This window comes from Sphingobium sp. FW306-1B-F04DB, from assembly GCF_058781925.1.
On sequence record NZ_JBYSXE010000014.1, the window covers coordinates 31977 to 46191 of the forward strand.

Annotated in this window: 12 protein-coding genes; 3 read left to right on the forward strand and 9 right to left on the reverse strand. The window is 63.6% G+C overall.

Translation table 11 applies throughout. From position 1 onward, the window contains the following. Positions 1-249, forward strand: coding sequence for an ACT-like domain-containing protein (locus AC3WJD_RS08985; RefSeq protein WP_492746265.1), 249 nt, complete (start codon positions 1-3; stop codon positions 247-249). A gap of 145 nt (positions 250-394) precedes the next feature. On the opposite strand, the gene AC3WJD_RS08990 is transcribed toward AC3WJD_RS08985, so the two are convergent. Then, the gene (locus AC3WJD_RS08990) at positions 395-1678 is read right to left on the reverse strand and encodes a sugar MFS transporter (RefSeq protein WP_492746266.1); all 1284 of its coding nucleotides are present in this window, start codon (positions 1676-1678) and stop codon (positions 395-397) included. Positions 1679-1880: 202 nt separating this feature from the next. Between AC3WJD_RS08990 and AC3WJD_RS08995 the strand changes: the two genes are divergently transcribed. After that, positions 1881-3935, forward strand: coding sequence for a glycoside hydrolase family 97 protein (locus AC3WJD_RS08995; RefSeq protein ID WP_492746267.1), 2055 nt, complete (start codon positions 1881-1883; stop codon positions 3933-3935). An 85-nt stretch (positions 3936-4020) separates the two neighbouring features. Next, a complete protein-coding gene (gene glk, locus AC3WJD_RS09000) occupies positions 4021-4992 on the forward strand; it encodes a glucokinase (RefSeq protein ID WP_492746268.1) in 972 nt (323 codons plus the stop codon). A gap of 110 nt (positions 4993-5102) precedes the next feature. Here glk and AC3WJD_RS09005 read toward each other — a convergent pair whose 3' ends face one another. The 8 genes from AC3WJD_RS09005 to AC3WJD_RS09040 form a co-directional block, all read right to left on the reverse strand. After that, positions 5103-7085, reverse strand: a complete 1983-nt coding sequence (locus tag AC3WJD_RS09005; protein ID WP_492746269.1) for an acetyl-CoA carboxylase biotin carboxylase subunit — start codon at positions 7083-7085, stop codon at positions 5103-5105. 130 nt (positions 7086-7215) lie between these two features. Continuing rightward, positions 7216-8208 (reverse strand): biotin synthase BioB, encoded by a 993-nt coding sequence (gene bioB, locus AC3WJD_RS09010; protein WP_492746270.1) that lies wholly within the window; start codon positions 8206-8208, stop codon positions 7216-7218. Beyond that, on the reverse strand, positions 8205-8771 hold the full coding sequence (locus tag AC3WJD_RS09015; RefSeq protein WP_492746271.1) for a hypothetical protein: 567 nt from the start codon (positions 8769-8771) through the stop codon (positions 8205-8207). Before AC3WJD_RS09015 ends, bioB begins: the two co-directional genes overlap by 4 nt. Further along, positions 8768-10915, reverse strand: coding sequence for a methylmalonyl-CoA mutase (gene scpA / locus AC3WJD_RS09020; protein WP_492746272.1), 2148 nt, complete (start codon positions 10913-10915; stop codon positions 8768-8770). Before scpA ends, AC3WJD_RS09015 begins: the two co-directional genes overlap by 4 nt. Before the next feature lie 101 nt (positions 10916-11016). Beyond that, on the reverse strand, positions 11017-11808 hold the full coding sequence (locus AC3WJD_RS09025) for an enoyl-CoA hydratase-related protein (RefSeq protein ID WP_492746273.1): 792 nt from the start codon (positions 11806-11808) through the stop codon (positions 11017-11019). Positions 11809-12005: 197 nt separating this feature from the next. Next, entirely contained in the window at positions 12006-12425 is a 420-nt protein-coding gene (gene mce / locus AC3WJD_RS09030; RefSeq protein WP_492746274.1) for a methylmalonyl-CoA epimerase, read from the reverse strand. A 6-nt stretch (positions 12426-12431) separates the two neighbouring features. Then, positions 12432-12665, reverse strand: coding sequence for a hypothetical protein (locus AC3WJD_RS09035; protein ID WP_492746275.1), 234 nt, complete (start codon positions 12663-12665; stop codon positions 12432-12434). A 14-nt stretch (positions 12666-12679) separates the two neighbouring features. Then, positions 12680-14206 carry an acyl-CoA carboxylase subunit beta gene (locus AC3WJD_RS09040; RefSeq protein ID WP_492746276.1) on the reverse strand — a complete coding sequence of 509 codons (1527 nt, stop codon included), beginning with the start codon at positions 14204-14206 and terminating at the stop codon, positions 12680-12682. Positions 14207-14215: the final 9 nt, after the last annotated feature.

Consider the following 14215-nt stretch of genomic DNA (forward strand, 5'->3'; position numbering starts at 1 on the left):
ATGACGCCCGCCACCCGCGCCAATTTCGCGATCCGCGCAGCCGCGGATCCGCAGACCGTGCCGCGCCTGCTCAACTATTTCGCGCAGCTTGGGCTGATCCCTGCGGGGATTGCGATGGCGGAGGATGATGACGGCCTCACGGTCGAGATCACGCAGCAGCATCTGCCGCTGGCCAATGCGCACATCATCGCCGAGAAGATGCGCGCATCGTGCCTCGTCGAGACCGTCTCGTTGACCTTTTCCGCGTGAGCCTTGATTCAGGTGGAAGCGCCTAGACCTTGATCGTTTCAGGCTGAATCAGCCTGAAACGTGAATCAAGGTCTCAACAGTTTGAATAGAGCCTGATTCACGCTTTCGGCGGAAGCGCGCAGCGCTTCCACCTCAAGCGACCGGCCTAGCCCTGATTCAGCACCGGGTTGCGCAGGCAATAGCGTGCGAAGAGTGCGATACCGAGATAGCAGGCTGCGGGCATCGCAAGCGCAATCGCCAGCGTCGCGCCGTCGGCGATCACGCCCGTCAGCAGCGGCACGATCGCGCCGCCGACGATCGCGGTGCTCATCAGCCCCGAGCCGTCGGGCACGCGCTCGCCGAGCCCCTCGCAGGCCAGCGAGAAGATCGTCGGGAACATGATCGAGTTCATCAGCCCGATCGCCAGCAACGCCCAGCCCGCGACGATGCCCGTCGAGAATCCCGAGATCGCCAGCAGCGTGCACGCGCCGAGCGCGGCGCAGGCGAGTACGAGGCCGGGCGAGAAGCGCTGCAGCAGCCAGGAACCGATGAAGCGCCCGACCATCGCGCCGCCCCAGTAGAAGGCGACCAGCTCGCCCGCGCTGCGCTCGGACAGCGCCAGCACGTGCGGCTGGACGAGATAGGCAACGATCAGGCTGCCGATCGCGACCTCTGCGCCGACATAGAGGAAGATGCCGAGCGCCCCGAAGGCGACGCGCGGACGCTTGAGCAGGTCGAACGACTGGAACAGGCGCATCGGCTCCTGCGGCATTTCGGGCATGCGATTGCGCCGCGACCAGACCGCGAACGCGACGATGACGAGCGCGACGGCGAGACCGATATAGGTGTGCGTGATCACCTGGCTTTCCTGCGCACGAAAAGCCGCGACGCCTGCCGCGTCGAGTGCGCTTTCATCGACCTTTTCGAGCGAACCGAGGATCAGCCGCGCGCCGACGAACGGAAACACGGTGGTGCCCAGCGAGTTGAACGCCTGCGCAAAGGTCAGCCGGCTATGCGCGGTTTCGGGCTTGCCGAGCACCGAGATCAGCGGATTGGCCACGACCTGGACGATCGTGATTCCCGCCGCGAGCACGAAAAGCGCGAGCAGGAAGGGCACGAACAGCCCGGACCACGACGCCGGAATGAAGATCAGGCAGCCCGCAGTCATCGTCAGCAGGCCCAGCGAGGCCGCGCGCATATAGCCCAGCTTCTTCACCAGCATCGCGCCGGGGATCGAGACCACGAAATAGGCGGTGAAGAAGGCGAACTGGATCAGCATCGCCTCGGTATGGCTCAGCTCGAACAGGTGCTTGAGCTTGGGAATCAGGATGTCGTTGAGGCTGGTGATCCCGCCGAAGATGAAGAAGAGCGCAAACACGAACCAACGCAAATCCGCGGGCGCATCCGCGTATGATAGCGCTGTCTTATCTGCCGTCGAGGCCAGTGCCATATCTTCAATCCTCTCGCTTTTATCGGAACCGGACCACCAGGGCGGCGGTAGCCGCGCGCAGTAATGCCGATAAGACTCGATAATTTGCAAGAGGGACGTCGATGTCGGCGATCCGAATGTGGCACATCGGCATCGCGCGCGCGCCCTATGCAATTTTTTCCAGTGCGCTATGTCCGCTCAAAATTCGCCGGGAGTCACAGGCATGTTGAGGCGCGTTCCACAGATTTTCGCAGGGCTGGCGATGTTCATTGCGAGCCCCGCCTTTGCGGAAAAGGTGGCCGAACTCGCCTCGCCCGGCGCGGTGCTCAAGGTCGAAGTGTCGATCGATCGCGAAGGTCGTCCGAGCTACGCGGTCTCGCGATATGGCAACGCTGTCATAAGCGATTCGCGCCTCGGCTTCCTCCTCACCGACAAGGCCAAGCTCGAGCGCTATTTCACGCTTGCCGCGAAAGCGACGCGAAGCGCGGACGACACCTGGGAGCAGCCCTGGGGCGAGAACCGCTTCGTCCGCAACCGCTTCAACGAGTTGCGCGTGACGCTGCAGGAAAAGGTCCGCGACAAACGCAAGCTCGATGTCGTTTTCCGCATCTATGACGACGGCATCGGCTTTCGCTACGAATTCCCCGACCAGCCGCAGCTCAAGCAGGTCAACATCAGCGACGAGCTGACCGAGTTCGCGGTCGCCGAGCCCGCCACGGCCTGGTGGATCCCCGCCCTTGAATGGAACCGCGAGGAATATCTCTACAACCGCACCCCCGCCAGCGAGGTCGGCACCGCGCAGACCCCGATGACGCTGCGCACCGAATCGGGCCTGCACATCGCGTTCCACGAGGCCGCGCTGGTCGATTATTCGGGCATGAACCTCACCAAGATGGAGGGGCAGCGCTTTCGTGCCGACCTGACGCCGGGCACCGATGGCGCGAAGGTGAAGCGCACCGCGCCCTTCACCACGCCCTGGCGTACGATGCAGATCGCCGACAGCGCCGCCGGGCTCTATGCCTCCAACCTGATCCTCAACCTCAACGAACCCAACAAGCTGGGCGATGTCAGCTGGGTCAAGCCCTCCAAATATGTCGGCATCTGGTGGGAGATGCACCTCGACACCAAAAGCTGGAACTCCGGGCCCAAGCACGGCGCCACGACCGAGCACACCAGGCGCTATATCGACTTCGCGGCGGAGCACGGCTTTCGCGGCGTGCTGGTCGAGGGCTGGAACACGGGCTGGGAAAAGGACTGGTTCGCCAACGGCTATAACTTCAGCTTCACCCAGGCCTATCCCGATTTCGACATCGAAAACCTCGCCGCCTATGCGAAGCAGAAAGGCGTCCGCCTGATCGGCCATCACGAGACCTCGGGCAATGCCGCGCATTATGAGAACCAGCTGGACGCCGCTTTCGACCTCTATCAGCGGCTCGGCATCGACGCGGTCAAGACGGGCTATGTCGCCGACGCCGGCCAGGCCAAGGTCAAGGGCGAGGATGGCAAGATCCGCTACGCCTGGCACGAGGGGCAGGCGATGGCGCAGCACCACCTGAAAGTCATCACCGAAGCCGCGAAGCGCCACATCGCGATCGACGCGCACGAGCCGTTCAAGGATACCGGCTGGCGTCGCACCTGGCCCAACACCGTCTCACGCGAAGGCGCGCGCGGCATGGAGTACAATGCCTGGGGCACGCCCCCCAACCCGCCCGAGCACGAAGCCAACCTCGTCTTCACGCGCATGCTCGCGGGCCCGATGGACTTCACCCCAGGTGTCCTCAGCCTTCAGGGCCGCGGCCAGAAGCTCCAGTCGACCATGGCGAAGCAGCTCGCGCTCTACGTCGTGCTGTACAGCCCGATCCAGATGGCGGCGGACACGATCGAGAATTACGAAAAGCACCTGGACGCCTTCCAGTTCATCAAGGACGTCCCCGTCGACTGGTCGGAAACCCGTGTGCTGGGCGGCGAGGTCGGCGATTTCGTCACCTTCGCGCGCAAGGACCGCAATTCGCACGACTGGTATCTCGGCAGCGTCACCGACGAGGAGCCGCGCAAGCTGACGGTGAAGCTCGATTTCCTCGATCCGAAGCGCCGCTATATCGCGCAGATCTATCGCGACGGCCCCGGCGCCGACTGGAAGACCGACGGCAGCCCGATCGTGATCGAACAGCGTGCGGTCAAGGCCGGCGACACGCTCGATCTTGCGCTCGCGCCGGGCGGCGGTCAGGCAATCCGCTTCATCGCCTCGAGCGGACTGAAGCCGGTGCAGAAAAAGTGATGCGCGGCGCCGCGTCCAATGCAAGGCCGCGGCGCCAGCTTCGACCACCCTTGCTTTTCCCCCTTCCCACGAACAGAAGCACGCCATGACCGAAATCGTTGCCGTTGACATCGGGGGCACGCATGCCCGTTTCGCCCTCGCCGAAGTGGAGGACGGCCATGTCGTCCATCTCGGCGAACCCGTCACCCTGAAGACCGCCGAACATGCCAGCCTTCAGCTCGCCTGGGAGCATTTCGCGTCCGAGGTCGGCCGTCCGCTCCCCGACAAGGCCGGGATCGCGGTCGCGAGTCCGGTGGGCGGCGAGGTGATCAAGCTCACCAACAATCCCTGGATCATCCGGCCTTCGCTGATCGGCGAGAAGCTGGGGGTCGAGAGCTATGCGCTCGTCAACGATTTCGGCGCGGTCGGCCACGCGGTGGCGCAGATGGGCTCCGAGTATTTCCGGCACCTCAGCGGTCCCGAAAAGCCCCTGCCTGACAACGGTGTCGTATCGATCGTGGGCCCCGGCACGGGTCTTGGCGTCGCGCATGTCCTGCGGCGTGAGGGCCGCTATTTCGTCAGCGAGACCGAGGGCGGGCACACCGATTTCGCGCCGCTCGACAATATCGAGGACGCGATTCTCCAGCGTCTGCGCAAGCGCTATCGCCGCGTGTCGGTCGAGCGCATCGTCTCGGGCCCCGGGCTCGTCAATGTCTATGAGGCGCTCGCCGATATCGAGGGTAAGCCGGTGCATGTGCCCGACGACAAGGCGCTGTGGACGACCGCGCTCGAGGGCAGCGACAGCCTTGCCAGCGCTGCGCTCGACCGTTTCTGCCAATGCCTTGGCGCGGTCGCGGGCGACATCGCGCTCGCGCAGGGCGCGCAGGGCGTCGTCATCGCGGGCGGGCTCGGCCTCAGGATCGCCGACAATATCCATCGCTCCGGCTTTGCCGAGCGTTTCGTCGCCAAAGGTCGCTTCGAGGCGATGATGGCCGCGATCCCGGTGAAGCTGATCACGCATCCGCAGCCGGGACTTTACGGGGCGGCCGCGGCCTGGGCTGAAAGGCATCGGGGCTAGCCCACACTGCCGAAGGCAACTCACTGTGTCATCCCCGCGAAAGCGGGGATCCAGCTTCTTCTTCCTGCATCGTCTGGATTCCCGCTTTCGCGGGAATGACACTCAAATACTCACTCCATCTCGAGGATCACCGCATCCACGGCAAGGCTGTCGCCTGCCCTGGCGCTCACGCTCTTCACCACGCCCGCCTTTTCGGCGCGCAGGATGTTCTCCATCTTCATGGCTTCCACCACTGCGAGCGGCTGGCCTGCCTCGACCTTGTCACCCTCGCCCACGTTGAGCGAAACGAGCAGGCCGGGCATCGGGCAGAGCAGGAATTTGGAAAGGTCGGGCGGGATCTTCTCGATCATGTGCGCTGCGTGCCGCGCGATGCGCGCGGGCAGCACGCGGATGTCATGGCTCTTGCCGCGCGTGGTCAGCCGGAAGCCCGAACGGATGCCCGCAATCCGCACTGCAAGCGGCTGCCCGTCGACTTCGGCCTCGATGATCCGGTCGCCGGGCGTATAGCTCAGGTCGAGGTCGAGCAGTTCGCCGTCGACACGCACCTCGTCATAGTCGATCGCGACATCCATAAGCGCATCGCCGAGCTTGGCCTGCCATAGCGAGGGCGGTTGCAGCCGGTCGCCAAGCTGGCCCGAAATGCGCCGCGCGCGATCGGCATGTGCGGTGGCTGCGAAGGCTGCGATCGCGGCGAGGCTGCGCTGGAGCTTCGCATCCGCGGGTGCGCCCGTGAAGCCGTCGGGATATTCCTCGGCGATGAAGCCCGTGGTGATGTCGCCCGAGCGGAAGCGCTCATGCTGCATCAGCGCGGAGACGAAATCGATATTGTGCCCCGGCCCCTCGATCTCGAAACGGTCGAGCGCCTCGATCTGCTTGTCGATAGCCTCGAGCCGCGTGGGCGCCCAGGTGATGAGCTTGGCGATCATCGGGTCATAGAACATCGAGACTTCGCCGCCCTCGATCACGCCGTCGTCGACGCGCACCCCGTCGCCGGTCTCAGGGGGATTGTAGCGCACGAGGCGCCCGGTTGAAGGCAGGAAGCCGCGATACGGATCCTCGGCATAGACGCGGTTCTCGATCGACCAGCCGTTGATCTTCACCTCGTCCTGCGTGAACGCCAGTTTCTCGCCATTGGCGACGCGGATCATCTGCTCGACGAGGTCGAAGCCCGTGATCTCCTCGGTGACGGGATGCTCCACCTGCAGGCGGGTATTCATTTCTAGGAAATAGAAGCCGTCGCCCGTCTTGTCCGCGCCCGAGACGATCAGTTCGACGGTGCCCGCGCTGAAATAGCCCACCGCACGCGCGAGCGCGACGCACTGCTCGCCCATCTTCCTGCGCATCTCAGGGGACACGAAGGGTGACGGCGCTTCCTCGACCACCTTCTGGTGGCGGCGCTGGATCGAGCATTCGCGCTCGTTGAGGTAAACGATATTGCCGTGCTGATCGCCGAGCACCTGGATCTCGATATGGCGCGGGCTCTCGATGAACTTCTCGATGAAGACGCGGTCGTCGCCGAACGAGGCAAGTCCTTCGCGCTTGGTCGCCTCGAAGCCCTCGCGCACGTCCTGCTCGCTCCAGGCAAGCCGCATGCCCTTGCCGCCGCCGCCAGCCGACGCCTTCATCATCACGGGGTAGCCGATCTCGTTGGAGATCTTCACCGCATGCTCGGTGTCGTCGATCACGCCGACAAAGCCGGGGACGACGTTGACGCCCGCTTCCTTGGCAAGCTTCTTGGACTCGATCTTGTCGCCCATCGCCGCGATAGCATTCGCCGGCGGGCCGACGAAGATGATGCCTTCCGCGTCCAGCGCCTTGCGAAAGCTCTCGCGCTCCGAAAGGAAGCCATAGCCCGGATGCACCGCATCGGCGCCGGTCGCCTTGCACGCCTCGATGATCCTGTCGGCGATCAGATAGGACTGGGCGGCGGGCGGCGGGCCGATATGGACCGCCTCGTCTGCCATCAGCACATGCGGGGCGCGCGCGTCGGCGTCCGAATAGACCGCCACGGTCTTGATGCCCATCTTCCGCGCGGTGCGGATGATGCGACACGCGATCTCGCCGCGATTGGCGATCAGGATTTTGGTTATCATTCCAGTCCCTTCAAAACCACTCAATCGTCACCCTGAACTTGTTTCAGGGGCCATGAACACCGTCCCGTCAGAATCTGCATCGCCCGCGTTCATGGATGCTGAAACAAGTTCAGCATGACGGTGCTGTCTCTTACTCCGCTGCTTCCAGATGCCCATGCGGCTGCGCGGCCATTGGAACCATGCCCAGTTTCGCGAGCAGCACGGCATCCTTGTCGTCGCCCGCATTGGCCGCGGTCAGCAGCTTGTCGCCGGTGAATATCGAATTGGCACCCGCCATGAAGCACAAAGCCTGGCACGCCTCGCTCATGCTCTCGCGACCCGCCGACAGGCGCACCATCGAATGCGGCATGGTGACACGCGCGACCGCAACGGTGCGGACGAACTCTATCTCGTCGAGCTTGCCCATCGGCGTATCCGCCAGCATGTCACCGAGCACCGTGCCCTTCACGGGCACAAGCTGATTGATCGGTACGCTCTCAGGATGCGGCATCGTCGCGAGCGCGTGGATAAAGCCGATCCGGTCGCTGCGCGTCTCGCCCATGCCGACAATGCCGCCGCAGCACACGTTGATGCCCGCCGAACGCACGTTCTCCAGCGTCTCGATCCGGTCCTCGAAGGTCCGCGTCGTGATGACGTTGGCGTAGTTCTCGGGGGAAGTGTCGATATTGTGGTTGTAGTAATCGAGGCCCGCATCGGCGAGCTGCCTGGCCTGTCCCTCGGTCAGCATGCCCAGCGTCATGCAGGTTTCCATGCCCATCTGCCGAACGCCCTTCACCATCTCGACCAGCTTGGGCATGTCGCGGTCCTTGGGATTGCGCCAGGCGGCCCCCATGCAGAAGCGGCCCGAACCATGATCCCTGGCCTGCGCCGCCGCCTGCAGCACCGCCTGCACATCCATCAGCTTGGTCGCCTTCAGGCCGCTCTCGGCCTCGGTCGACTGGCTGCAATAGCCGCAATCCTCGGGGCAGCCGCCCGTCTTGATCGAGAGCAGCGTCGAAAGCTGCACCTCGTTGCGCGGAAAACTGGCGCGATGGACCGTCTGCGCCTCGAACAGCAGGTCATTGAAGGGCAGGTCAAAGAGACCCGCGATTTCCTCGCGGGTCCAGTCGGTACGCACGGTCATTCAGTTCCATTCCAGACTTGAAGCGAAAGCGATATCTGATGCGGCTTGAGCGGCGCGCCGAAGATATAGAGCAGGCGGACGGGCTGCTTCTTCACGGTCCAGCTCCAGCTGTAATAGCCCTCGGCGGACTTGCGCGCGGGCCGCGTCCTTGCCTTTGTTTCGCGTTCGATCGTTCTTTCGATCAATTGCGCCACATATTCACGGTCGACGGCATCGGGCGCCACGGCGTCGAAATTGCACTGCGGCACCGCGGGTTCGGTCTTGCCCGGCGTCGCAAACGCATAGTTCACATACACACTGTCGGTGCGCCACAACTGCCGTTTCCTGGTATCCGCAGTCGTCACGCGAACATAGGGGTCGGACGAATTGTTCAAGGCGGTCCGGAACTTGCCCGCATCGGGAAAGCCCGGAAGGCAGATCGCGGCGAATTTCTGGATCGCCTCGGCCGGCTGGATTTTGTCCAGCGTGATCGATTGATAAGGCGACGCTTCGTTGGCAAGCGCGGCCGGCGCTGTTCCGGCCAGCGAAGCAAATGCGGCGAAGATCAAGGCATGAGCGTTCATTCGGCAGCCTCCTCCAGCCCCCCCGGGGGCATGTTGTGACCAAGCAGGCGCAGCACATCGGCTGCGCTGTCGACCACGTTGGAGCCCGGACCATAAATCCCTGCGACGCCGGCCGCACGCAGAAAGTCATAATCCTGTGCGGGGATGACGCCGCCCGCGACAACCTTGATGTCGCTGCGGCCCGCGTCGCGGAGCAGCTTGATCAGTTCGGGGATCAGCGTCTTGTGACCCGCGGCGAGACTTGAGGCGCCGACCACGTCGACATCCTTTTCGAGCGCGAGTTCGAGCGTTTCCTGCGGTGTCTGGAACAGCGGCCCGCTCACCACGTCGAAACCCATATCGGCATAGGCCGATGCGATCACATTCGCGCCGCGGTCATGCCCGTCCTGCCCCATCTTGGCGACGAGCATCCGCGGCTTGCGCCCCTTGCGGCGCGTGACGGCCTCGACGCCATCAATGACGCGCGCCCAGCGATCATCATCCGAATAGGCGCCGCCATAGACGCCTGTCACGGGCGTCGGCACCGTGCCGTAGCGGCCGAACACATCCTCCATCGCCTTGCTGATCTCGCCCAGCGTCGCGCGCTGGCGCGCCGCCTCGACCGCGAGGCCCAGCAGGTTCTCCTCGCCCGCGGCGCCTTTCCGCAGCGCATCGAGCGCCGCCTGGCATTTCGCCTCGTCGCGGCTCGCCTTCATGCTGTTGATGCGCGCGATCTGCGCCTCGCGCACCGCATGGTTGTCGACATCGAGGATGTCGATGTGATCCTCGTCCTTCAGCCGGTATTTGTTGACCCCGACGATCACATCCTCGCCGCGGTCGACGCGCGCCTGCCGCGCGGCGGCGGCTTCCTCGATCATCGCCTTCGGCCAGCCCGCAGCAACCGCCTTGGCCATCCCGCCCTCGGCCTCGACGCGTTCGATGATCTCCCACGCCTTTTCGTAGAGCTCCTGCGTCAGCGCCTCGACATAATAGCTGCCCCCAAGCGGATCGACGACATTGCACATGCCCGTCTCTTCCTGGATGACAATTTGGGTGTTCCGCGCGATCCGGGCGGAGAAGTCGGTGGGCAGCGCGATCGCCTCGTCGAGCGCGTTGGTGTGGAGCGACTGGGTGCCCCCCAGCATCGCCGCCATCGCCTCGATCGTGGTGCGCATGACGTTATTGTAGGGGTCCTGCTCGGTCAGCGACACGCCCGAGGTCTGGCAATGCGTCCTGAGCATCTTCGAGCGCTCGTCCTTCGCGCCCAGTTCGGTCATCACGCGGTGCCACAGCTTGCGTGCGGCGCGGAGCTTCGCCACCTCCATGAAGAAGTTCATGCCGATCGCGAAGAAGAAGCTCAGGCGCCCCGCGAACTTGTCGAGATCAAGGCCCGATGCCATCGCGGCGCGCGCATATTCCTTGCCGTCGGCGATGGTGAAGGCGAGCTCCTGGAGCTGCGTCGCCCCCGCCTCCTGCATGTGATAGCCCGAGATCGAGATCGAGTTGAACTTCGGCATGTGCGCCGAGGTGTAGCCGATGATGTCCGAGATGATCCGCATGCTCGGTTCGGGCGGGTAGATATAGGTGTTGCGGACCATGAACTCCTTCAGGATGTCGTTCTGGATCGTGCCGTCCAGCTTTTCCTGCGGGACGCCCTGCTCCTCGCCCGCGACGATGAAGAAGGCGAGGACCGGGATCACCGCGCCGTTCATCGTCATCGACACCGACATTTCGCCGAGCGGAATGTCATTGAACAACATCTTCATGTCCTCAACACTGTCGATCGCGACGCCCGCCTTGCCGACATCGCCCGTCACGCGCGGATGATCGCTGTCATAGCCGCGATGCGTGGCAAGGTCGAAGGCGACCGAAAGTCCCTTCTGTCCGGCGGCGAGGTTGCGGCGATAGAAGGCGTTCGATTCCTCGGCAGTCGAAAAGCCCGCATATTGCCGGATCGTCCAGGGACGGCCGGCATACATCGACGCACGCACGCCGCGCGTGAAAGGACCGAAGCCGGGCAGGCCCGTCTCGATGTCCTCAACGTCCGCCGCGGTGTAAAGTGGCTTCACCTCGATGCCCTCGGGCGTATGCCAGGTCAGGTCCTTGCCCTTGACCTCCTTGGCCGCGAGCGTTTCCCAATCGGCGATGGTCGGCTTGTCAGTCATCACTTGGATCCATAACCCGTTCGTGTCGAGCGAAGTCGAGACATGCCTGCTCGGTGCTGAACGTCCTCGACTTCGCTCGGGACGAACGGCCGGCTTTGCGATCACTTCCCCTTGAACTCCGCCTTGCGCTTCTGGAGGAACGCAATCGTCCCCTCGCGGGCGTCCTCGCTGTCGCCAGCAACGCTCTGCCGCTCGGCCTCAGCCGCCATCGCCGCTGCGTAATCCTGCTCGAGCGCGTCCGCGATGCCCTTGCGCATCAGCCCGAGCGCCATGGTCGGGCCCGCAGCAAGCCGCTTCGCAAGAAGCTGTGCTTCCTCGATCAGCACCGCGTCGTCGACCGCCTTGTAGATCAGTCCCCAGCTCTCCGCCTTTTCCGCCGGGATGCGCTCGCCGAGCAGCATCATCTCGGTCGCGCGCGCCTTGCCGACGAGCCGCGAGAGCATCCAGCTCGCGCCGCCATCGGGCACCAGCCCGATATTGACGAATGCCTGAAGGAAATAGCCCGACTTGGCGGCAAGCACGAAATCGCCCGCCAGCGCCAACGAACAGCCGATACCCGCCGCCGCGCCATTGACCGCAGTGACGATAGGCACCGGCGCCCGCGACAGCGCGAGCATGGTGGGATTGTAGCTTGCGGTCAGCGCCGTCCTGGCGCGTGCGCCACCCGAAATCGATTGATCGCCGTCGCGCCCGGCAAGGTCGGCGCCCGAGCAGAACGCCCGACCCTCGCCCGTGATCACCAGCGCGCGAACGCCCGCCGCCTCCACGCCGCCGAGCACGTCGCGGATTTCATCGAACATCTTAGGAGGCGCGGCATTGAGCCGCTCCGGCCGATTGAGCGTGATCGTCCCAACGGCGTCTGCAACATCGAACCTGATCGTTTCGTAGGTCAAAGCGCGTCCTTCCCAACTGCCCTCTCCCTTGATGGGAGAGGGATGCGAAGACTTGGCAGCTTGCTGCCTAGTCGTAGCCGGGTGAGGGTGACCCCGGCACGCGCGCCGGCTTCGACCATCACCCTCATCCAACTCCGCCTGGCCGGTTCCACCGGCAAGGCTCCGTATCCTTCTCCCATCAAGGGAGAAGGAGGAACTCAATGCACGTCCTTCGGCGTTTCCATCAGTTCGACCAGCACACCACCCATATCCTTGGGGTGGACGAAAATGACCGGTGTGCCATGCGCACCGATGCGCGGCTCCCCGAGGACCTTGGCGCCCTTGGCCTCCATCTCGGCCTTGGCGGCATGGATGTCTGCCACTTCAAAACAGACATGATGCTGCCCGCCCAGCGGATTCTTCTCGAGGAACTTCAGGATCGGTGAATTCTCGCCCAGCGGCTCGATCAGCTCGATCTGGCTGTTGGGCGTATCGACGAAGCACACGCGCACGCCCTGCGGCGGCAGGTCGAAGGGCTCATGGATCTTCGTCGCACCCATCAGGTCGCGATAGAGCGCGATCGACTTCTCGATCGAGGGAGTCGCGACCCCGACATGGTTCAATCTTCCAAGATTCATTTCAAATCACCATTTGAACATTTCTAAACCGAAATAGAACAAGAAGCAGGCGACTAAGCCGCCGAGAAACTTCCCGCCAACCGCCATCCAGAACTCGAAGGGCTCTTCATTTCGATCTGCCCTACTGCTCATCCAAGAAAAGCGAGCGGAACCGACCTTCAAATCGTTAAGTCCCCACACAACATTTCCGACGCCTACGACAACAACCATGCCAAGCCAAAAATAAGCGAACAAATCCAAAAGGGTTCTCCCGATCACAGCGGAATATTGTCATGCTTCTTCCACGGGTTCTCGAGCTGCTTGTTCCTGAGCTTCCGCAGCCCTAGCGCGATGCGCTTGCGCGTCGAGTGCGGGGCGATCACCTCGTCGATGAAGCCCTTCGAAGCCGCGACGAATGGGTTGGCGAAGCGCGCTTCATATTCAGCGGTGCGCGCGGCAATCTCTTCAGGGGTCTTACCGCGAAAGATGATCTCGACCGCGCCCTTGGCGCCCATCACCGCGATCTCGGCGGTTGGCCAGGCGTAGTTGAAGTCGCCGCGCAGATGCTTTGACGCCATGACGTCATAGGCCCCGCCATAGGCCTTGCGGGTGATCACGGTGATCTTGGGCACCGTCGCCTCGGCATAGGCGAAGAGCAGCTTGGCGCCGTGCTTGATGATGCCGTTCAGTTCCTGTTGCGTCCCCGGCAGGAAGCCTGGCACGTCGACAAAGGTGATGATCGGAATGTCGAACGCGTCGCAGAAGCGCACGAAGCGCCCCGCCTTTTTCGACGAATTGATGTCGAGACAGCCCGCGAGCACCATCGGCTGGTTGGCGACGATGCCGACGGTACGCCCCTCGATCCGCCCGAAACCGATGATGATATTGCCGGCATGCGCGGGCTGAAGCTCGAAGAAATCGCCCTCGTCGACCGTCTTCCGGATCAGCTCGTGCATGTCATAGGGCTGGTTTGCATTCGCCGGGACCAGCGTGTCGAGGCTTTCCTCGAACCGGTCATAGGGATCGGCGGTCGGTCGCTCGGGCACTTCCTCGCGGTTGGAGAGCGGCAGATAGTCGATAAAGGTCCGCGCCGCCCATAGAGCTTCGATATCATTCTCGAACGCGACATCGGCGACACCGGATTTGGTGGTGTGCGTGACCGCGCCGCCAAGCTCCTCCTGCGTCACCACCTCGTTGGTGACCGTCTTCACGACATCGGGGCCCGTCACGAACATGTACGAGCTGTCCTTCACCATGAAGATGAAGTCGGTCATCGCGGGCGAATAGACCGCGCCGCCCGCGCATGGCCCCATGATGAGGCTGAGCTGCGGCACCACGCCCGATGCGAGTACGTTGCGCTGGAACACCTCGGCATAGCCGCCAAGCGATGCGACGCCCTCCTGGATGCGCGCGCCGCCGGAATCGTTGAGCCCGATCACGGGCGCGCCGACCTTCAGCGCCATGTCCATGATCTTGCAGATCTTCTGCGCGTGACGCTCGGACAGCGAGCCGCCGAAGACCGTGAAATCCTGGCTGAAGACATAGACGAGGCGACCGTTGATCGTCCCCGAGCCCGTCACCACGCCATCGCCGGGGATCACCTGCTCGGTCATGCCGAAATCGACGCAGTTATGCTCGACATACATGTCGAGCTCCTCGAACGAGCCCTCGTCGAGCAGCACATCGATTCGCTCCCGCGCGGTCAGCTTGCCCTTGGCGTGCTGCGCATCGATACGGTTCTGTCCGCCGCCAAGCCGCGCCGCCGCGCGCTTTGCTTCGAGCTGTTCGACAATTGCCTGCATGGGATTCCT